At 60.9% G+C, this 19,704-nt stretch carries 17 protein-coding genes; 8 read left to right on the plus strand and 9 right to left on the minus strand.

Going from position 1 to position 19,704, the window contains the following annotated elements; translation table 11 throughout:
• Positions 1–262: 262 nt before the first annotated feature.
• The 5 genes from ACTG2G_RS21440 (at position 263) to cysG (ending at position 5,816) form a co-directional block, all read left to right on the plus strand.
• Positions 263–1,105, plus strand: a complete 843-nt coding sequence (locus ACTG2G_RS21440; protein WP_005333746.1) for a patatin-like phospholipase family protein — start codon at positions 263–265, stop codon at positions 1,103–1,105.
• A gap of 200 nt (positions 1,106–1,305) precedes the next feature.
• Positions 1,306–2,364 (plus strand): anaerobic sulfite reductase subunit AsrA, encoded by a 1,059-nt coding sequence (gene asrA / locus ACTG2G_RS21445; protein WP_421221528.1) that lies wholly within the window; start codon positions 1,306–1,308, stop codon positions 2,362–2,364.
• A gap of 1 nt (position 2,365) precedes the next feature.
• Positions 2,366–3,205, plus strand: coding sequence for an anaerobic sulfite reductase subunit AsrB (gene asrB, locus ACTG2G_RS21450; protein ID WP_429203898.1), 840 nt, complete (start codon positions 2,366–2,368; stop codon positions 3,203–3,205).
• An 11-nt stretch (positions 3,206–3,216) separates the two neighbouring features.
• Positions 3,217–4,227, plus strand: a complete 1,011-nt coding sequence (gene asrC / locus ACTG2G_RS21455) for a sulfite reductase subunit C (RefSeq protein WP_040066440.1) — start codon at positions 3,217–3,219, stop codon at positions 4,225–4,227.
• Positions 4,228–4,424: 197 nt separating this feature from the next.
• A complete protein-coding gene (gene cysG, locus ACTG2G_RS21460) occupies positions 4,425–5,816 on the plus strand; it encodes a siroheme synthase CysG (RefSeq protein WP_429203900.1) in 1,392 nt (463 codons plus the stop codon).
• Between the two features lie 100 nt (positions 5,817–5,916).
• Here cysG and ACTG2G_RS21465 read toward each other — a convergent pair whose 3' ends face one another.
• The 9 genes from ACTG2G_RS21465 to ACTG2G_RS21505 all read right to left on the minus strand — a co-directional run bounded on the left by ACTG2G_RS21465 (position 5,917) and on the right by ACTG2G_RS21505 (position 16,199).
• On the minus strand, positions 5,917–6,519 hold the full coding sequence (locus ACTG2G_RS21465) for a hypothetical protein (RefSeq protein WP_439985838.1): 603 nt from the start codon (positions 6,517–6,519) through the stop codon (positions 5,917–5,919).
• A gap of 252 nt (positions 6,520–6,771) precedes the next feature.
• Positions 6,772–7,089: a heavy metal-binding domain-containing protein gene (locus ACTG2G_RS21470; protein ID WP_005352756.1), complete on the minus strand. Its 318-nt coding sequence runs from the start codon at positions 7,087–7,089 to the stop codon at positions 6,772–6,774.
• Positions 7,090–7,260: 171 nt separating this feature from the next.
• Positions 7,261–8,061 carry a cell division protein DedD gene (dedD, locus tag ACTG2G_RS21475; RefSeq protein ID WP_040066443.1) on the minus strand — a complete coding sequence of 267 codons (801 nt, stop codon included), beginning with the start codon at positions 8,059–8,061 and terminating at the stop codon, positions 7,261–7,263.
• A gap of 74 nt (positions 8,062–8,135) precedes the next feature.
• Positions 8,136–9,395, minus strand: coding sequence for a bifunctional tetrahydrofolate synthase/dihydrofolate synthase (gene folC / locus ACTG2G_RS21480; protein WP_429203906.1), 1,260 nt, complete (start codon positions 9,393–9,395; stop codon positions 8,136–8,138).
• Positions 9,396–9,397: 2 nt separating this feature from the next.
• Positions 9,398–10,261 carry an acetyl-CoA carboxylase, carboxyltransferase subunit beta gene (gene accD, locus ACTG2G_RS21485; RefSeq protein ID WP_005333765.1) on the minus strand — a complete coding sequence of 288 codons (864 nt, stop codon included), beginning with the start codon at positions 10,259–10,261 and terminating at the stop codon, positions 9,398–9,400.
• A 119-nt stretch (positions 10,262–10,380) separates the two neighbouring features.
• Positions 10,381–11,190, minus strand: a complete 810-nt coding sequence (truA, locus tag ACTG2G_RS21490) for a tRNA pseudouridine(38-40) synthase TruA (RefSeq protein ID WP_429203908.1) — start codon at positions 11,188–11,190, stop codon at positions 10,381–10,383.
• 200 nt (positions 11,191–11,390) lie between these two features.
• The gene (locus ACTG2G_RS21495; protein WP_429203910.1) at positions 11,391–13,595 is read right to left on the minus strand and encodes a FimV/HubP family polar landmark protein; all 2,205 of its coding nucleotides are present in this window, start codon (positions 13,593–13,595) and stop codon (positions 11,391–11,393) included.
• Positions 13,596–13,866: 271 nt separating this feature from the next.
• Positions 13,867–14,883: an aspartate-semialdehyde dehydrogenase gene (locus tag ACTG2G_RS21500; protein ID WP_040066449.1), complete on the minus strand. Its 1,017-nt coding sequence runs from the start codon at positions 14,881–14,883 to the stop codon at positions 13,867–13,869.
• Between the two features lie 194 nt (positions 14,884–15,077).
• Complete coding sequence (locus ACTG2G_RS21505) at positions 15,078–16,199, minus strand: 4-phosphoerythronate dehydrogenase (protein ID WP_429203912.1); 1,122 nt, start codon at positions 16,197–16,199, stop codon at positions 15,078–15,080.
• A gap of 247 nt (positions 16,200–16,446) precedes the next feature.
• Between ACTG2G_RS21505 and ACTG2G_RS21510 the strand changes: the two genes are divergently transcribed.
• The 3 genes from ACTG2G_RS21510 (at position 16,447) to ACTG2G_RS21520 (ending at position 19,563) form a co-directional block, all read left to right on the plus strand.
• Complete coding sequence (locus ACTG2G_RS21510) at positions 16,447–17,190, plus strand: phosphatase PAP2 family protein (protein ID WP_429203914.1); 744 nt, start codon at positions 16,447–16,449, stop codon at positions 17,188–17,190.
• Between the two features lie 99 nt (positions 17,191–17,289).
• Positions 17,290–17,967 (plus strand): ribonuclease T, encoded by a 678-nt coding sequence (rnt, locus tag ACTG2G_RS21515; RefSeq protein ID WP_429128316.1) that lies wholly within the window; start codon positions 17,290–17,292, stop codon positions 17,965–17,967.
• A gap of 273 nt (positions 17,968–18,240) precedes the next feature.
• Positions 18,241–19,563 (plus strand): Na+/H+ antiporter family protein, encoded by a 1,323-nt coding sequence (locus ACTG2G_RS21520; protein ID WP_421385945.1) that lies wholly within the window; start codon positions 18,241–18,243, stop codon positions 19,561–19,563.
• Positions 19,564–19,704: the final 141 nt, after the last annotated feature.

Raw genomic sequence — 19,704 nt, forward strand, 5'->3', positions numbered from 1 at the left:
ACACTCATCCTTGCCAATATCCAGCCATCACAGAGTCGTTGAGACTCCTACACAACCCCTTTGATCACAACGGGTTTATCACCATCGTTTAGAAATACAAAACACTTGATTCATTATTAACAGATATTCTAAACACTATCCCCTTCCTAGAATGACCTCATTGCGATGGCCAACCCCGGTTGGTTGTCAGAATGGTCGGCCTGACAGCCCGAACGTTCTCTTTCCCACTTTTTCTCTCTGACTTATCAATGAGGTGCCTGTCATGAACAAAAACGCATCCCCCAGCGCATTGGTTGTAGAAGGCGGCGCCATGCGCGGCATATTTGCCAGCGGCGTACTGGATGCGTTTATCGAGCATGACTATCGCCCCTTTGACTTCGCCATCGGCGTCTCGGCGGGGGCCACCAACTTGCTGGCTTATCTCGCCAGCCAGCATGGCCGCAGCCACGAGATCCTGACCAAACTGGCGTGCAGCCAGCAGTTTATGGATCCCCTGCGCTTTGCCAAGGGGGGCAATCTGGTGGATATCCACTGGCTGTGGAACACCAGCTGCCGCAAGTATCCCCTCGACATTCACGCCTACCGGGAGACCGGCATCCCCTTCTATGCGGTGGTGACCAATACCCTGACCGGCAAGGCGGAGTACATCCGGGTCAAGCCGGAAAACATGAACGAGGTGCTGCCCGCCAGCTGCGCCATTCCCCTCGCCTCCCATGAATACCCGGAAGTGCACGGGGTACCGATGACAGATGGCGGGGTGGCCGACTCCATCCCGGTGATCGAGGCCTACCGCCGCGGTGCCCGTCACCTGACTGTGATCCTCTCCGAGCCCCTTGGCTATCGGCTCAAGCCGATGCCTTTCCCCTGGATGATCCGCACTCTGCTCAAGACCCGCCCCGCGCTGGCACAGGCGCTGGAGCAGCGGGATCGCAGCTACAACGAGGCGCTCGATTTTATCGCCAATCCGCCGGAGGACTGCCAGATCGAGGTGATCGCCCCGGCCGACTACTTCCCCGTCTCCCGTTTCACCCGCGATATCAACAAGCTGGAGATGGGATACGTGATGGGCAAGTGCGCAGGCTATCAGGCCGCCCTGCTCAATTGATAAGGGTTTTACAGGCATGACCCGACCTGCCGCGACGCACGCGCCGCCAACACAATAACAATCGGGTCAGTTGAGCAACATGAGTCATAAAAACAGACCGTGGCGAGGCAAGCGCGGCCAGAACCGATGCCAGACATCCTGACCGGCCCGCTCCTCATCCCTATGCCAGGGCATCTCACCCTCATACAAGGTGTTTATTTATGTCGTTTCTTCTCACCCATCCCGCGCTGGCGCAGCTGTTCGAGCGGCTGCTGCCCGATTACCGGATCATGGCGCCCGCGGCCGAATATCGGGGTGGCCGCTTCTCCGACACCGACAACGTCACCTACCACAGCATCCGCCATCCGGCCGATCTGGTGTGGCAGGAGAAGTCCCACTTCTCCCCGAAAGAGGTGGTGCTCCCCATCACCCAGACCCTGTTCCACTTCGACAATCTGGAGCTGCGCGAATCCAAGGTGGAGGCCAAGCCCACCCTGCTGTTCTTGCGCAGCTGTGATATCCACGCCCTGCGCAGGCTGGATCAGGTCTACCTGAAAAATGGCCAGAACAGTGACGTCTACTACGCCCGGCTGCGCAGCAAGCTCAAGCTGGTGCTGCTGGAGTGCCGCGAGAGCTTCGAGAACTGCTTCTGCGTCTCCATGGGCAGCAACGAGACCCAAGACTACGCCGCCGCCATTCGTCTGAGCGATGAGGGTGCCCGCATCGAGGTGAAGGATCCCGAGCTGCTCGGCTACTTTGCCGAACTGGGTGAATCCGATGACTTCACCCCGGAATTTGTCCAGAGCAACCCGGTCAAGGTACACACCCCGGACAGCGTCTGTGACGACCCCCAGCGGATCCGCCAGATCCTCACCACCCATCCGGTCTGGGCCGAGTACGACAGCCGCTGCATCGGTTGCGGCCGCTGCACCACCTCCTGCCCGACCTGCAGCTGCTACAGCGTGCATGACCTCACCTATGCGGAGAACCCCCAGCAGGGCGAGCGCCGTCGCCAGTGGGCCAGCTGCATGGTGGATGGCTTCAGCGACATGGCCGGTGGCCACGGTTTTCGCGCAAAGCATGGCGAGCGCCTGCGTTATCGCGCCCTGCACAAGGTCAACGACTACAAGGCCCGTCAGGGGGAGGAGCACATGTGCGTCGGCTGCGGCCGCTGCGACGATCGCTGCCCTCACTACATCTCCTTTAGCAACATCATCAACAAGATGACCGATGTGGTCGAACAGACCATCGCAGCCGACAACGCGCAGGGGGCGAACTGATATGTGCCAGTGCCAGCAAACCGCAACAGCAGAACCGCAGCAGGACGTGGTCGAAAATCGCCTGCTGCCCAAGGCCTACACCATTCTGGCCATCGAGCGCCACACCGAGCTGGAGTGGAACTTTCGAGTATCACGCGACTTTGATGTCCACTACGGCCAGTTTGTGGAGATCTCCCTGCCCACCGTGGGCGAAGCGCCCATCTCGGTCTCCGACTATGGAGATGGTTATGTGGATCTGTTGATCCGCAAAGTCGGCAAGGTAACCGATGCGCTGTTTGCCCTCGATGTGGGCGACAAGGTGTGGATGCGCGGCGTCCACGGCAACGGCTACCCGCTGGAGACCTACCGCAACCAGCACCTCATCGTGGTGGCGGGCGGCACCGGCGTCGCGCCGGTCAAGGGGCTGCTGCGCCGCTTCAGCAAACACCCGGAAGAGGTGAAGTCCCTCGACATGATCCTCGGCTTCAAGAACGAGCAGGCGGTGCTATATCGCCACGAGATGCCGCTCTGGGCCAAGCGCCAGAATCTCATCGTCACGCTGGACGAGGGCAAGGAGAGCGAGCAGTTTCGCATCGGCCGGGTCACCGACTACATCGACCAGCTGGATCTCTCGGATAGCGAGGATATCCAGGCCATCGTGGTCGGCCCTCCCGTCATGATCCGTTTCGTGGTACTCGCCCTGCTTGAGCGCGGTATCCCCAAGGATCGCATCTGGGTCGACTACGAACGCCGCATGGCTTGCGCCGTCGGCAAGTGTGGCCACTGCCGGATGGGCGACACCTATATCTGCGTGGATGGACCGGTCTTTCGTTTTGACCAGGCCCAGCATCTGATCGACTGAGGGAGAACACCATGAGTCTCGATATCGACATCATCAAGGCCCGCGCCAAGAACGAATACCGCCTCTCCAAGGTGCGCGGCGAAGCGATGATCAGCGTACGCATTCCCGGCGGGATCATGCCCGCCCACCTGCTGGCGGTAGCCCAGCAGATCGCCGAACAGTACGGCAACGGCCTGATCCACCTCACCACCCGCCAGAAGCTGGCGATGCCCGGCATCAAGTATCAGGACATGGACAAGGTCAACGCCGCCCTCGAACCCTTTATCAAGGAGATCGAGGTGGAGACCTGCGGCATCGAGGTAGAGGACACCACAGCCGGTTACCAGACCATCGGCGGGCGCAATATCGTCGCCTGTCAAGGCAACACCATCTGCCAGAAGGGCAATATCGACTGCACCGGGCTGGCTCAGCGGATGGAGAAGCACCTCTACCCCAACCCCTATCACCTCAAGATGGTGATCGCCGGCTGCCCCAACGACTGCGCCAAGGCCAACATGGCCGACTTCGGTATCCTCGGCATCGCCAAGATCCACTTCAATGCCGAGCGTTGCATCGGCTGCGGCGCCTGCGTCAAGGCATGCAGCCACCACGCGGTGGATTGCCTCGCCATCAAGCATGGCAAGGCGGTCAAGGAGGAGAGCAAGTGCATCGGCTGTGGCGAGTGCGTGCTGGCCTGCCCGACCCTGGCCTGGCAGCGGGATCCCAAGCAGCTCTACATGGTCAAGCTGGGGGGACGCACCAGCAAGAAGACCCCTCGTACCGGCAAGCTGTTCCTCAACTGGGTGACCGAAGAGGTGCTGCACGCGGTGATCAAGAACCTGTTCGAGTTCGAGGCCGAGATGCTGGATGGCAAACCCATCTACCTGCACATGGGTCACCTTATCGACCGGGCCGGTTATCACAAGTTCAAGGAGCGGGTGCTGCGCGGCGTCACCCTCAACCCGGAAGCCATGGTCGCTGACCGCATCTTCTGGGCCGAAGATCAGTACGTCGCCAACATGCACGTCAAAGCGGTGCAATAGGAAAAACCTCGTTTGGGGAAGCGTGATCAAGTGGCCGACACCGGTGGGGATCTGTCGTTGGCCCGGGCGTAGATCACCCTTCCCCTTTTTTATTCCCGTCGGGGGATCTTTCCCCCGACCATCCGGGGTGCGTCACGGCGCGCCCTGCTATCTCGCCCGGCGCGGCATTGCGAGCGGGCCTGCATCCGGAGCCTGTTATGGACTTTCTCCCTCTCTTCTGTCAGTTGCAAAACAAGCCGGTCCTGATCGTCGGCGGCGGTGAGGTGGCGGTGCGCAAGGCGCGCCTGCTGCTCGATACCAAGGCGAAGATCACCATCAATGCCCCGCATCTGGAACCCCAGCTGATGAGCTGGGCCGAGCAGGGTCGCCTGACCGTCTGCGCCGCCGGCTTTCATCCCGAACTGCTCGATGGCAAGTGGCTGGTGATAGCCGCCACCAACCAGCAAGAAGTCAACCAGCAGGTCTTTCATGAGGCGAACCTGCGCCAGATCTTCTGCAATGTGGTGGACTCTCCGGCCCACTGCAGCGCCATCATGCCCGCCATCATTGACCGCTCGCCGCTGATGGTGGCCATCTCCAGCGCAGGCGCGGCGCCGGTACTGAGCCGCCAGCTGCGGGAAAAACTTGAAGCCATGCTGCCGCAACACCTCGGCCAGCTCGCGGCGCTGGCGGGCAAGTTGCGCGAGCGGGTCAAATTCATTCCGGACAAGCTGGCCCGCCGCCGCTTCTGGGAGCGGCTCTTTAGCCACGAGCGCCTCGCCCGCCAACTGGCCCGCGGCCAGCAGCAAGCTGCCGAACAGAGCGTCGCAGAGCTGCTCGATGAGCAACCACAGAGCAAGGGAAGCGTGACCCTGGTGGGCGCCGGCCCCGGCGATGCGGGACTGCTTACCCTAAGCGGTCTGCAGCAGTTGCAGCAGGCGGATGTGGTGGTCTATGACCGACTGGTCTCACAGGAGGTGTTGGCGCTTGTTCGCCGGGATGCCGAGCGGATCTTTGTTGGCAAGGAGGCGGGCCGCCACTGTGTGCCCCAGCAGGCGATCAACCAACTGTTGCTGGAACAAGCGCAGCTGGGCAAACAGGTGGTGCGGCTCAAGGGGGGCGATCCCTTTATCTTTGGCCGGGGTGGCGAGGAGCTGGAAACCCTGGCCGAGGCGGGCATCCCCTTCTCGGTGGTACCGGGCATTACGGCAGCCTCAGGCTGCGCTGCCTACAGCGGCATTCCCCTCACCCACCGCGATCACGCCCAGCGGGTGCAGTTCATCACCGGGCATGACAAGGAGGGCAATATCGCCCAGGAGTGGTCGGCGCTGGCGGCCCCCCGCCAGACCCTGGTCTTCTACATGGGGCTGGCCCTCGCCGCCCGCATTCAGGATGCGCTGCAAACCCACGGCATGCCCGGTCACACCCCGGTAGCGCTGGTGGAGCAAGGCACCCAGCTCAGTCAGCGGGTGGTGCGTGGCGAGCTGCAGCAGTTGGCCGAGCTGGCCCGTCAGGTGAATAGCCCGAGCCTCATCATCATCGGCACCGTGGTCACCCTGGCCGACAAGCTGGACTGGTATGGGGAAGCCAACGCCATCCACGGCATCTAACCCCGCACGGCGATCAACCAATAGAGACAACAAAACAGAGAGCGGCCATGCCGCTCTCTGTTTTTTGCATCAGTGACCAAGCCGTGGCACGGCACGTCTGTTACTCGAGCCGGATGGGGCCGGTATTCTGAACATCGCTGTCATTCCAGTCGCTCTCATCGCGAATGCGCGGATCCCCCTGCAGGGTATAGAGAATGGTGCCCTGACGAAACTGCAGCGCGCCATCGGCCCGCTTGGCCTTCACCTTGACTCCGTTGACCCACACCTGCTCCTTGCCATCCACCTGAATGTTGGCCACCGTAGCGCCGGTCTCGCTATTTTTGGCGGTCCATTTGCCCTGATAAGGGGAATCCCCTTTGGCCATCGGCAGTGCGGCGGCCTTGCCCGCCGACCAGGCGTGCACGGTGCAAAAGCCATGAGCCCGGCGATCATGCTTGATGACGTAATCCAGGGTGGGTTCGCTGGCGGGCAGATCGAAGGTGATCCCGATGACCACCTTGCCGTTTGTGGCCGAATAGGCGGCGGGCGCCAGCGTTTTCAGGGTCGCCTTCTTGCCATTGATAAAGACGTTGCCCCCTTGCGACTTGACCCGAATATCGGTGGGACAAGTCGCACTGAAATTGGGCAGCGCCGCGAGGGCACTGCCGGTATGGGCGGTCATGGCCAACATGACAAGGGTCAGCAGAGCAGGTTTTTGATTCATAGTGATACGCCTTCAAAAGAAGAGAACCTCGTCCGTGAGCGGTGTCGTTCCTGATGGCGGCACTCTAGCTTGGCCCTCTCGGGCCACCCAGTTAAAAAAAATAAAACCGGCCAGTGGAATTATTAATAAATATAAATATTTAAAATCAATGGTTTGAGTGATTACCCTGCCAGCCGCCACGTATCAGACAGGCAATAAAAAAGCCGATAACCCAGTTATCGGCTCATTGCCCATTCAGAGGCGGGTGCCCGATCAGACCACCACGGCGGTGCCACTGATGCTGACCATCAGCATGCTGCCGTTTTGCCCCACCACTTCGTAGTCGATATCGATGCCGACCACCGCATTGGCGCCAAGGGCCGCTGCGCGCTCTTTCAGCTCGTCGAAAGCGATCTCGCGGGCACGGGCCAGCTCTTTTTCATAGGCGCCGGAGCGACCGCCGATGATGTCGCGGATCCCGGCGAAGAGATCCTTGAAAATGTTGGCGCCGAGAATGGCTTCGCCTACCACGATGCCGCGGTATTCACGAATGGCTTTGCCTTCCAGCGTGGGGGTCGTTGAGAGGATCATCTTGAACTCCTGTGAGTAGCAGAAGGGCTCAGACTACCCCAACTGCCCGAAAATCCCAACCGGGGGGTGACCTATACGACGCCGTCCTTAAAAATCACGACGGCCAGATAAAAAAACACCGCGCAAAGGGCGCGGTGTTTGTTTCAGAGGGCCATTGCCAACGGCAAGCCGTCACGGATTGTAAGAGACCACCGAACCACTGAGGCCGGTCATCTGGGAGATCCGCCCCTGCATCCCCTGCAGTTTGGCCTTGGAGACATCCGGTCCGATAAAGACCCGGTTGAGCTGACCCTGCACCGGTGTGCGCGGCGAGGTATGGGCAGAGTAGCCCGCCGCCCGCAGCTTGCTCACCAGCGCATTGACGCTGTCGACGTTCTTGAAGGCGCCAAGCTGAAGGATCCAGCTGCCCTGCGCCGGTGCCGCAGCAGGAGCGGGAGTGGTCGGCTGGGTCATCTTGCTTTCAATCAGATCGTCGAGGGACTTGATCTGACCCGCCTGCGGCTTGGTCGGTGCGGGTGCCTTGGCAACTTCAACCGGTTTGGCTGGCGTCGGCTTGGGTGCTGGCTTTGGCGGTTCGACCGGCTTTTTGGCCACCACTTCCGGCTTGGGCTGTGGCTTGGGTTGGGCATTCTGTTGCGGCTGAACCGGTGCCGGTGCGGCAGGGGTTGTCGCCGGCTGCGCACCGTTGCCCTGACCGGCGAGGGTCATGGGGTCAGCCACCTCTTCCACTTGCCACTGCTGGGCCGCAGAGGCCTGTTGCTGGCTGGCCAGATGATCGGCTGGCAGGCTGCTGGCTGCCGAGACCTGCAGCGCAGGCTTGGCAGGCTCCAGCTCGGGGCGCAGCGGGATCTTGGCAAAGGCCTCCTCCTTTTGTGCCAGCTTGTGACCATCCAGCAAGTCCGGCAGGAAAATAACAACCAGGGCCACCAGGATGACGGTGCCCACCAGACGGTTTTGAAACTTCGAGGCCAAGTTGAATCCTACCTTTACGTAACTCAATATGCGATTTGGCTCCCCGCGCGAAGGCCGGGGAGCCGGGGTGTGGCCTAGACGGCGACACCCGCCAGAATGTCGGCGACAGTGTAAAACGAACCAAACACAATGACCATATCGTCCGGACTCGATGCGGCCAACGCTGCCTGATAAGCGGCGCTGACATCATCAAACTCCCTGGCAGGCCCCTTGCCCTCTCCCAACGCCGCAGCCAGTTGCGCAGAGGTGGCGGCGCGCGGGCCGGTGAGGCTGGCCAGATACCACTCGCCAATCAAGCCATCGAGTTCGGCAAGGGAGCCCGCCATGTCCTTGTCTTTGAGCATGCCGACCACGGCGCGGCGCACACCCGTGCAGGGCATCTTGCGCAATTGCGCTGCCAGATAGGCCGCCGAATGGGGGTTGTGGGCCACATCGACGATCACCAGCGGCGCACTTTGCAACTGCTGCATCCGGCCAGCCAGCCGGGCATTGGCAAGCCCGTCACGAATGGCGGACTCCGGCAGCGGTAAGCCGAGGGATTCCAGCGCCGCCAGCACGGTCACCGCGTTCATCAGCGGCAGCGCCGGTTTTGGCAGATCCCGCCACTGGTTCAGGCCGTGATAATCCCAACCGCTCTCGTGCTCATCGCCACGAAAATCGATACCGACCTGACGCAGGTTGGCGCCAAGACGCTGTGCTTCACTCGCGATAGTCGCAGGCGGATTGGGCTCACCGCTGATGGCGGGTTTGCCAGCGCGATACACCCCAGCCTTCTCCACCGCCACCGCTTCCCGGGTATCACCCAGCCAGTCGCAATGATCGAGGGCAATGGAGGTGATCATCGCCACATCGGACTCCACCACGTTGGTGGCGTCGAGCCGACCACCCAGCCCCACTTCCAGCAGCAGCACATCGGGGGCGGCGCGGCAGAAGAGCCACAAGCCAGCCAGGGTGGCAAACTCGAAGAAAGTAAGGGCAATCTCGCCACGAGCGGCTTCCACCTCGGCAAAGGCGGCGCAGTGATCGCTATCGGCCAGCTCCTGGCCGTTGACCCGCACCCGCTCGGTAAAGCGCAGCAGATGGGGCGAGGAGTAGACGCCGACCTTGTAGCCTGCGGCCATCAGAATGCTGGCCGCCATGGCACAGCTGGAGCCCTTGCCGTTGGTACCCGCCACCGTGATCACCTTGAACGGCAGTTGGGTGAGACCCATGCGCCGGGCGACGGCACCGACCCGATCCAGCCCCATGTCGATATTGACCGGATGGATCTGCTCCAAATAAGAAAGCCAGTCGACAAGCGACCGGCTTTGGGATTGTTGCATGTTTGAACTCATCTTCACTCTTCGATGACGTGAGTATTCAGCATTTTGGCGAGCAGGCTGGCCAGACGGTTACGCATTTCACGGCGATCGATGATGATATCGATGGCACCCTTTTCCAGCAGGAACTCGGAGCGCTGGAAGCCCTCCGGCAGTTTCTCGCGCACGGTCTGCTCGATAACGCGCGGGCCGGCAAAGCCGATCAGCGCCTTGGGCTCGCCCACGTTGATGTCGCCCAGCATCGCCAGACTGGCAGAGACGCCACCCATGGTGGGATCGGTCAGCACGGAGATATAGGGCAGGCCCGCCTTGGTGAGTCGGTCCAGCGCTGCACTGGTCTTGGCCATCTGCATCAGGGAGAAGAGGGCTTCCTGCATGCGAGCACCACCAGAAGCGGAGAAGCAGACCAGACCACGGCCTTCCTTGATGCACTCCTCGACGGCGCGCACGAAGCGGGCACCGACCACGGAGGCCATGGAGCCCCCCATGAAGGAGAATTCGAACGAACAGGCGACAACCGGTACCCCTTTGAGGGTCCCTTTCATCACCACCAGCGCATCTTTCTCCGCCGTCTCTTTCTGAGCGGCAGACAAACGATCCTTGTAGCGCTTGGAATCCTTGAATTTCAGTACATCCTGCGGCTCCAGCTCGGCACCGATCTCGGTACGACCCTGCTCATCGAGGAAGCTCTCGAGACGGGCGCGGGCGCTGATGCGCATATGATGATCACACTTGGGGCACACTTCGAGGTTGCGCTCCAACTCTGCCCGGTAGAGCACCTGTTCACAAGCACTGCACTTGGTCCACACCCCTTCCGGAATGTTGTGACGACGGGGCGCAGTGATCTTGCTCTTGGGAAGAATCTTCTCAAGCCAGCTCATGGAATTCCTTAATGCTTTTGTGCCTGACAAAACGCATCGAGCCTAGATTGTTCAATGACTTAATAGCTCGATGGCAACAAATGACGGGTCATTAAACCACAATTTTTCGGGCGCAGTTACTAAAAACTGGTCGTACCCGGTGCCGAGTCCGGCAGCCACAGCGGGCCGAGCGGCAACTGCGGCAGAGCAAACTCGGCCGGGTAATCCACATCGACCAGATAGAGGCCACCGGCCTTGGCGGTCGGCCCGGCCAGATTGCGATCCCGGGCAGCCAACACCTCGGCAATCCACTCCACCGGTTTGAGCCCCTGCCCCACCAGCAGCAGGGAGCCGGTGATATTGCGCACCATATGGTGCAGGAAGGCGTTGGCTTTGATGTCGAGCACGATGTAGGAGCCGGAGCGGCTGACACACAGATGGGTCACATTGCGCCACGGGGTGTTGGATTGGCAGGCGACGGCACGGAAGGTGCTGAAGTCGTGCTCCCCCAGCAGGCTCTGGCCGGCCTGGTGCATCAACTCCGCATCGATGGTCTCGTGGTAGTGGCTGACGCCACTGCCGAGGATCGCCGGCCGGTAGTTGTGGTTGTAGATGACATAGCGGTAGCGACGGGCGGTAGCGCTGAAGCGGGCGTGGAAGCTCTCGTCCACCTGCTTGACCCAGCGCACGGCGATATCCGGCGGCAGGTTGGAATTGAGCCCCAGGGTCCAGGCCCCTTCGGCACGGTTCGCCTCGGTATCGAAGTGGATCACCTGACCGGTCGCATGGACACCGGCATCGGTGCGCCCGGCACACTGGATGGAGACAGGGTGGTTGGCAATCCGGCTCAGCGCCGTCTCCAGTTCAGCCTGCACGCTGATCACTTCACGCTGACGCTGCCAGCCGAAATACCGGCTGCCGTCATATTCAATACCTAGGGCAATTCGCATGGATAAACTTGTCTTGTTGTGAAAACGCAGTGAAAGAAACGGGGCGGATTATACGCGCTCAGCCCGAAAAGTCCCACCACACGCGCAATTGGCCTGGATGGTCAGCCTGCGAGGCCATGCTCACCCCATAACAAATCGCCAAAATAAGAGGGCAGCCTGCTGGCTGCCCCCGTTTTGCTGATCCCGTGATGGGAAATCCTTTAGCCCAACCGCTTGAGCAACTTCTCGGCTTCGGCGCGCTGGTGATCGCTGCCCTGCTCCGCCGCCTCTTGCAGCAGCTCGCGGGCGCTATCCTTGTCGTCAATCTCGAGGTAGGCACGAGCCAGATCCAGCTTGGCACCCACACCGCCGTCGTCGGCATCCACATCAAATCCGGTGGATTCCGGCAGCACCTCGGGGAAGCCATCCAGCCCCACATCCAGCGAGAAGCCCTGATACGGCTCCTGCTCTGGCGCGGTGGCATCTGCTTCGGCCAGCAGCTTGTCGATCTCGACGTAGCCGCTCTCTTGCGCCTGCTCACGGGGTTGAACATCTGCCGGATGAGATTCCACCTCGGCGAACGCATCTTCGAAATCGGAGAGCGCCAGCTCGTTGGGATCCCACTCCAGATCCAGCTCGGCTTCCTTCGCCTTGACAGGCTCAAGACCGAGCTCGGCCAGCATGGCATCCGCACTCTCGTCGGTGTCCTCTGCGGCACTGAGATCAATGGCGTTGTCATCTTTGCCAGCAGCAGGCTCGTCGAGGGCGTTGTCGAAATCACCGAGATCGAAGCTGGCCAGATCGTCGTCAGCGGCGCCGACTTCGTCGATGGAGCTCAAATCGGGGTCGAGATCGGCTGAGAGATCTGCATCCAGCTCGGCAAACAGGGCTGCCTGCAGCTCCTCTTCGCTCATGATCTCGTCAGCGCCCTTGGGCTTGGGGTTGAACTCGCTGGCCAGATCCATGGCGGGCTCGTTGGCCAGCGCGATGGGCTCATCCAGCGAGAGATCGAGATCCGGCACCAGATCCGGGTCACGACTGGCTGGCTGGGCCGCCATCCGCTCGGGCTCGAAGCCCTGCAGCTCCATCTCGCCCTCGTCGCTGAACACCAGATCGACATCCGGCTTGGCGGCCGGCTCGTCAGGCTCCATCGGCATAAAGCCATCGGGGGTGTTGAGATCCGGCACCGGTCGCACCGGCTCGTTGTCGGTCACATCGACGCTCAGCAGATCATCAAACTCGCTCTGCTCCTGATCCATCATCATGGCGGTGGATTCAGAGAGGCTCTTCTCCTGCTCTTCCAGTTCGCGGCGGGCACGGGCACGCAGCCACAGGGTCACCAGCGCCAATACCAGCAGCACCGGCAGCAGAATGATCATGGCGAGGTTGAGCGGTGAGGAGAGCAGATCCATCAACCAGTTTTTCTCAGGCTCAGGCTCGGCTGCCGCCGGCGGGACCGGTTGGGCCTTGAGCTCGGCAATCTCTTTTTGCAGCGCGGTCTGATCCTGCAGCTGGGCCTTGAGGGTCTCCACCTCTTCGGTCAGGGATTGCAGACGCAGCTTGAGCCTGTGGTTCATCTCGGTCACCTGGCCGAGCTGGGCATTGGCATCTTCCAGTGCCAGCGCCATCTCAGTGGCCGGTTTGCCCACTGGTTTATCCAGATCGGAAGGCAGAGGCGCCGGTGTGGTGCCTTCTGCTGCGCTCGGAGCAGGTGCTACCGCCTCTTTCGGCGCTGGCTCGCTCACCTTGGCCACTTCTTTGGTTTCAGCCGCCGGTTGCGGTGCCACCACCGGGGCGGGAATGGGGGCGGCTTTCGCCACTGGCAGCGGCGCAGGCGCAGCCTTCACCAGCTCGGTCTTGGCGGCTTCAACCTTCGCGGGTTTGGCGGCAGCCGGCTTGGCGGTATGGGCCTGCTTGTCAGCCAGATATTTGGGGCTTAACCCCTTCCAGCTGGCGTTGTCGCTACGGAACTTGGCGCGGGCCTGCGCATCAGTGATGACGCTCGCCTCGGCCGCGGTCGGCAGCAGAATACGGGACCCCACCAGAATGTGGTTGATATTGCCATCGGCGAAACTGCGGGGGTTTTTCTCGTAAATCGCCACCATGGTCTGGTAGACGCTGACCCGATTGGAGGGGCGATATTTGCTCGCCAGGCTCCAGAGGGTATCGGTCGGACGAACAGGGCCATAGCTACCGGCATTGGCAGTGACCTGACGCACCACCGGCTGGGCGGTTGCACGCACCGGTTGCGCCACGGGTCTGGCGACCGGCTGCGCCAGCGGCTGGGAATTGACGGCGGGAGGTGCGGGTTCGTCAGGGCCTTTTAGCTCGACAAAAAAAGGCTCCCGCGCCGAGTCTTCAGCCTGGACGGTGCCCAGCAGACCCAATGCGAGTAGCGTTGCCAATGTTATGCGGGAATGTCCCATATTCGTTCCTTCGTATGACGGCCCTATCACATTGAAAAATCTGGATAGTTACCCCAAAACAGTCGGTTCAATATAAATCAGGCTCGCCTGGCAAGCCAGCAGTCCGACACATTTAGCACCCAACTTGACCCTGAGTGTAGGAAAAAACTTAATCAGTTGATATCGCAACAGAATCTTGAAGTGACGGAGTGCGGCATGGGTCACACCCCGGTTTGATCACAGGCCGGATGCGCAGCACTCCCTGCTGCGCATTTGTGGCATCTGACCAGCCTTACAGATAGTCGCGAACCAGCAGCTCGGCAATCTGTACACTGTTGGTTGCCGCGCCCTTACGAACGTTATCGGCCACGATCCACATATTGATACCACTCGGGTGAGAAATATCCTGGCGTACCCGACCCACCAGCACCTCATCCTTGCCGGTTGCGTCACGCACCGGGGTCGGATAGTCCCCTTCGTCATCAAACAGGGTCACACCCGGCGCACTGCGCAGCAGATCCTTGACCTGTTCGGCATCGAGCGGCTGGTGCAGTTCGACGTGTACCGCCTCGGCATGGCCGTAGAAGACCGGCACCCGCACGCAGGTGGGGTTCACGGCAATGCTGGCATCGCCGAGGATCTTCTGGGTTTCCCACACCATCTTCATCTCTTCACGGGTGTAGCCGTTGTCGGTGAAGCTGTCGATCTGCGGGATCAGGTTAAAGGCGATCTGTTGCGGATAAAGGGTCGGTTCCACCGGACGGCCGTTGAGCAGATGAGCTGTCTGGCCAGCCAGCTCGCTGACCCCCTCTTTGCCGGAGCCTGACACGGATTGATAGGTGGCCACGTTGATGCGGGCAATGCCCACTTCGTCGTGCAGCGGCTTCAAGGCCACCAGCATCTGGATGGTGGAGCAGTTGGGGTTGGCGATGATGTTGCGATTGCGAAAATCGGCCAGCGCATCCGGGTTCACTTCCGGGATCACCAGCGGGATATCTTCGTCGTAACGGAAGCAGGAGGTGTTGTCGATGACGATGCAGCCGTGTTCGGCAGCAATCGGCGCCCACTTGGCAGAGACCTCGGCACCGGCGGAGAAGAGTGCGATCTGCACCTGGCTCCAGTCAAACTCCTCCACATCGAGGATCTCGAGGTTCTTGCCGCCAAAGCGCACGGTATCACCGGCGCTGCGGCTGGAAGCCAGCGGATAGAGGGTCGCTACCGGAAATTCGCGCTCTTCCAGGATCTCGATCATCGCCTGACCCACGGCGCCGCTGGCACCCAATACCGCTACGTTAAACTGCTGGCTCATTCTGTTCTCCTCTGATAATGCTGCAATGGCGCCGGGTGGCGCCATGGTCGGCAGGCTTCCGCGCTGCGAGATGACGCTGCCAGATATGGCTGAGCCGGCGCAGTAGCATCTGCGCCAGCTCAGTAAAAAAATGGGGGCGAGGTAGCCAGTACGGCTCACCCCTTCCGGTTATCTTCCAACTCCTAGTCCCCGATTCAGGGGCGTGACAGCGCAAATCCCAGCTCACCCAGCGTCTGGTCGGCAAACACCCCCTCAACCTGCAGGGAGGATAGTTCACGGCGCTCGGGGTAGTGTTTGCGCTGCTCGTCAAAGCTGCCGGGCAGACCGAGTCGGGCACGGAAACGGGCATCATCGCGGCGCACGTCATAGACCAGATGCACCAGCTGCTTGATCAGCGCCTGATCCGGCGCGCGGCCTGGCACCACTGCCTGCACATCGGGGGCGGGCAACAGCCGACTCAAATCCTGACGAGGCTGGCGTCCCAGCTGCTGGCAGAGCGCCTGATAGAGCATCCAGGTACCGCGGGCCTTCCCCTCCAGGCTATAACCGGCGATATGGGGGGTGGCAATCTCGGTATGGGGCACCAGCGCTGCCAGTGGCTCGGGCTCGTTCTCCCACACATCCATCACCAGTCGCAACGGCTTATCGCTCAACTGGCGCGCCAGCAGGGCCCGGTTATCCCACACCTCGCCACGGGAGGCGTTGATCAGGATCTGCCCTGCAGGACGAGCGGCAATCTGTTCGGCATCGAGCAAATGGTAGGTGGCATCCTGCCCTTCGCGGGTAATGGGCACATGGAAGCTGGCGATATCGGCACCAAGAGCGGTCTGATAATCGACAAAGCCCGCATCGGGGGTATTACGCGCCTTGGGTGGATCGCAGCGCAGTACCCGCATGCCGAGCGCTTGGGCCTTGCCAGCCACGCACTCGCCGGTATTGCCCGCGCCAATCACCGCCAACGTCATGGCCGAGAGGTCGAGTTCGTAGCGCTCCGCCAGCACCAGCAGGGCGGAGAGCACATAATCCCCCACCGAATACTTGTTGCAACCGGGGGCGCTGAAGAAGGGAATATTGCGGCTTGCCAGCAACGCCTTGTCCACATGGTCGGTGCCTATGGTGGCGGTGCCGACAAACCCGAGTTTGGGGCTGGTCGCCAGCAAATCGCCGTTGACGCGGGTGACCGAACGCACCAGCAGCACATCGGCATCCAGCAGATCGCAGGCCTGCATCTGCCGTCCGGGCAAGGCGACCACCTCGCCAAATTCGGCAAACAGCTCCACGGCATGGGGCATATTCTCATCAACGACTATCTTCATCGGGCTCTCTTTGGTCACAACCGCCACGGGGGCGCCATTCTAGCGCAAAGCCGCCCGAGATTTCAGCCTGTGATGCAATCCGGCGCGAAACGGGACCACATTGCGCGGCAGCCGCTCCATCCGCCCGCTCAAACAGAGGATATCGCCACAAATGTGTAAGCAGAGGTAACAAACGTGCTGCTCGGCTTTGTCCGGGCATATCACGGTGGCACAATGCCCCTCTTTTTCGCGATCGCCCATACCCACCATGCCGCCACACGCTTCGTCGCTCCCAATGTCAACCGCTTCACTCACCCGCAGTCAGGTGCTTGGCTTCACTGCCCTGTTAATCCTGCCCCTGCTGCTGCTCGCCACCCTGCCCTGGCAGCCTTTTCTGACCGGCTCCCTGCAATCAGGCTGGCTATGGTGGTCATACGCCCTCACCCGCATGGTCGATATTCCCGGGATCGGGATCAGTGGCGCCCTCTTGCTGATGCTGACTCGCTACAAACTGAGACTGGAGTGGGCCTCCTTCATTGCGCTGGGGTGTGCACTGGCGGCCCTGCTTGCCAGCGACTGGGTGCTCAAAAGCCTGATCAAACACCTGACCGAAGAGCCCAGACCCTATCTGATCTGGCTTGAGAGTCAGGCGCTGATCCCGGCCATCAAGCACTTCTACGCCAGTAGCGTCGATGTGCGCAGTGAACAGGTTCACGCCGCCAGCCAGTTGCTGGCCCTGCCAGAGTGGCTCGGCCACCACTGGCAGGACGAGGTGAACTACGCCTTCCCCTCTGGCCACAGCATCGCCGCCATCAGCCTGGCCCAGTTCTTTGGCCTTATCTGGCTGGCCCGCGCCCCCACGGGCGTCTGGCTGCTGCCTTTGTGGGCGCTGGGGGTTGGTCTGTCGCGCATGGTGATGGGGATGCATTGGCCGGTGGATGTGCTGGCCAGCGCCCTGCTGGGGTCGTTCACGGCGTTGGTTGCCGCCCGCTGGTGGCTGCACAGATATTGAATCCGGCGCCATCTTGCCGCGGCCAACTGCGTGGGATGGGAGGACAAGCCAGCGCTTTTTTGCCATAATGCCGCCTCATTTTATCCCGACCGAGATCCCATGACCGACGCAGTTCATACCCTCAAGGGCCGTTTCCGTGGTTTTTACCCCGTCGTCATCGATGTTGAAACAGCCGGGTTCAACGCCAAGACCGATGCCCTGCTCGAAATCGCGGCTTACACCCTGAAAATGGATGAGCAGGGCTGGCTCGTTCCCGATCAGGTATTCCACTTTCATGTCGAGCCCTTCGAAGGGGCCAACCTGGAAAAAGCCGCGCTGGAGTTCACCGGCATCGACCCCTACAACCCGTTGCGTGGCGCTGTCTCGGAAAAAGAGGCGCTGACCGAGATCTTCAAGGGGATCCGCAAGGGGATGAAGGAGCAGGATTGCGGCCGCGCCATCATAGTGGCCCACAACGCCACCTTTGATCACGGCTTCGTGATGGCTGCCGCCGAGCGCGCTGGCCTCAAGCGCAATCCGTTCCATCCATTCGCCACCTTCGACACCGCTGCTCTCTCCGGATTGGTGCTGGGTCAGACCGTGCTGGCCAAAGCGTGCCAGAGCGCCCGCATCCCGTTTGACAATAAAGAGGCGCACTCTGCCCTCTATGACACCGAACGCACCACAGAGCTGTTCTGTCATATCGTCAACCGCTGGAAGAGCATGGGGGGCTGGCCGCCAGCACATCCGGATGATGACACAACCGATGCCCCTGCCGACGATGAGGGACAAGAATAAACGGACGAAGGCTGCCACTGGCAGCCTTCGCTTTTTGGGGACGTGATTGATTGCACAGCGCACCGGAAATCGCTATCAGCGTCACTATCCACCGCAGCACACGGGATGCACGGAGACAAACAGGTCACAAACCCTCATGTTGAGCAACCTTGTGCCACATGCTGCTGCGATATGAGGGGTTTGACTGATTTTTTACTCGACATTTGTCACATTTTTCGCAAACTAACTCCCCTTCACATGACAGACAGCAATAACAAACTATAAGGAAATCAAATGAATCCAGTTGTTATCGCAGTCGGGCTGATGCTGGTGCTCAGTCTGCTGCGGATCAATGTGGTGGTCTCGCTGGCGCTGGGGGCCATTGCTGGCGGCCTGGTCGGTGGGCTGTCGTTGACCGATACCCTCACCACCTTCAGCGGTGGCCTGGGCGGTGGCGCCGAGATTGCCCTCTCCTACGCCATGCTGGGCGCCTTTGCAGTTGCCATCTCCCGCTCCGGGATCACCGACCTGCTGGCCCGCAAGGTGATCAGCCAGTTGGGCAAGGATGCCAGCTCGACCCGCATCATGTGGGTCAAAACCCTGCTGCTCTCTTCCGTGCTGGCCGTGGCTATCTCGTCCCAGAACCTGATCCCGGTTCACATCGCCTTTATTCCCATCCTGATCCCGCCGCTGCTGCATGTGATGGCGCAGATGCAGATCGATCGTCGTCAGGTGGCCTGTGTCATCACTTTTGGTCTGACCGCCACCTATATGGTGCTACCGGTCGGCTTTGGTGGCATCTTCCTGAACAACATTCTGGCCAAGAACCTGATCGATAACGGCGTGCCCATCGCCACCAGCCAGATCCCGCTGGCGATGGCCATTCCGGTTGCCGGTATGGTACTGGGCCTGCTGATTGCGGTATTCATCAGCTATCGCAAACCGCGCCAGTACGATCTGGCCAAGATCCTGGATGCCGAGCCCGAAGCGGTCGAGCTCAACCTCACCCACATCTGGGTGGCTCTGCTGGCCATTGGCGTAGCGTTGGGGCTGCAACTGATGACCAACAGCATCGTACTGGGTGCACTGGCCGGTTTTGTCATCTTCACCTGCGGCGGCGTCATCAAGTTTCGCGAAAGCCAGGATGCCTTCACCCAGGGAGTGCGCATGATGTCGCTGATCGGCTTCATCATGATCTCCGCCGCCGGTTTTGCCGCGGTGATGAAAGCAACTCACGGTGTCGACTCTCTGGTTCAGGTGGTTGCCTCCGGCATCGGTCAGCACAAGGGGATCGCCGCCTTCCTGATGCTGCTGGTGGGTCTGCTCATCACCATGGGGATCGGTTCTTCCTTCTCCACCGTGCCCATCATCGCCACCATCTATGTGCCGCTCTGTCTGCAGCTTGGCTTCTCACCAATGGCGATCATCGCCCTGGTCGGTACCGCTGGCGCGCTGGGGGATGCGGGTTCACCGGCCTCCGACTCGACTCTGGGGCCCACCTCCGGCCTCAACGCAGATGGTCAGCACGACCATATCTGGGATAGCGTGGTGCCCACCTTTATTCACTACAACATCCCGCTGGTGATCTTCGGCTGGATTGCCGCCATGGTGCTCTGATAGCCCCTCGGGCTGCGAACTCTGCACGTCATAATAAACAAAGAAGGCGACCATCAGGTCGCCTTCTTTATAAGCACGTTCACCTAATCACCAGGACATGGTCCCGAAAGGAGAAGCTCTTTATTGGGCGACATGGATTCC

This window comes from Aeromonas sp. 55A, assembly GCF_051919665.1.
Classification (GTDB): Bacteria; Pseudomonadota; Gammaproteobacteria; order Enterobacterales; family Aeromonadaceae; genus Aeromonas; species Aeromonas veronii.

What these genes read in the sequence shown, in the direction of transcription:
- asrB (WP_429203898.1), top strand. Translation starts at nt 2,366, where the DNA reads ATGTGCCAGTGCCAGCAAACCGCAACAGCAGAACCGCAGCAGGACGTG.
- folC (WP_429203906.1), bottom strand. Translation starts at nt 9,395, where the DNA reads ATGAGTTCAAACATGCAACAATCCCAAAGCCGGTCGCTTGTCGACTGG.
- truA (WP_429203908.1), bottom strand. Translation starts at nt 11,190, where the DNA reads ATGCGAATTGCCCTAGGTATTGAATATGACGGCAGCCGGTATTTCGGC.
- ACTG2G_RS21470 (WP_005352756.1), bottom strand. Translation starts at nt 7,089, where the DNA reads ATGATCCTCTCAACGACCCCCACGCTGGAAGGCAAAGCCATTCGTGAA.
- asrA (WP_421221528.1), top strand. Translation starts at nt 1,306, where the DNA reads ATGTCGTTTCTTCTCACCCATCCCGCGCTGGCGCAGCTGTTCGAGCGG.
- asrC (WP_040066440.1), top strand. Translation starts at nt 3,217, where the DNA reads ATGAGTCTCGATATCGACATCATCAAGGCCCGCGCCAAGAACGAATAC.
- ACTG2G_RS21440 (WP_005333746.1), top strand. Translation starts at nt 263, where the DNA reads ATGAACAAAAACGCATCCCCCAGCGCATTGGTTGTAGAAGGCGGCGCC.
- ACTG2G_RS21505 (WP_429203912.1), bottom strand. Translation starts at nt 16,199, where the DNA reads ATGAAGATAGTCGTTGATGAGAATATGCCCCATGCCGTGGAGCTGTTT.
- ACTG2G_RS21510 (WP_429203914.1), top strand. Translation starts at nt 16,447, where the DNA reads ATGCCGCCACACGCTTCGTCGCTCCCAATGTCAACCGCTTCACTCACC.
- cysG (WP_429203900.1), top strand. Translation starts at nt 4,425, where the DNA reads ATGGACTTTCTCCCTCTCTTCTGTCAGTTGCAAAACAAGCCGGTCCTG.
- ACTG2G_RS21500 (WP_040066449.1), bottom strand. Translation starts at nt 14,883, where the DNA reads ATGAGCCAGCAGTTTAACGTAGCGGTATTGGGTGCCAGCGGCGCCGTG.
- accD (WP_005333765.1), bottom strand. Translation starts at nt 10,261, where the DNA reads ATGAGCTGGCTTGAGAAGATTCTTCCCAAGAGCAAGATCACTGCGCCC.
- rnt (WP_429128316.1), top strand. Translation starts at nt 17,290, where the DNA reads ATGACCGACGCAGTTCATACCCTCAAGGGCCGTTTCCGTGGTTTTTAC.
- ACTG2G_RS21465 (WP_439985838.1), bottom strand. Translation starts at nt 6,519, where the DNA reads ATGAATCAAAAACCTGCTCTGCTGACCCTTGTCATGTTGGCCATGACC.
- ACTG2G_RS21495 (WP_429203910.1), bottom strand. Translation starts at nt 13,595, where the DNA reads ATGGGACATTCCCGCATAACATTGGCAACGCTACTCGCATTGGGTCTG.
- ACTG2G_RS21520 (WP_421385945.1), top strand. Translation starts at nt 18,241, where the DNA reads ATGAATCCAGTTGTTATCGCAGTCGGGCTGATGCTGGTGCTCAGTCTG.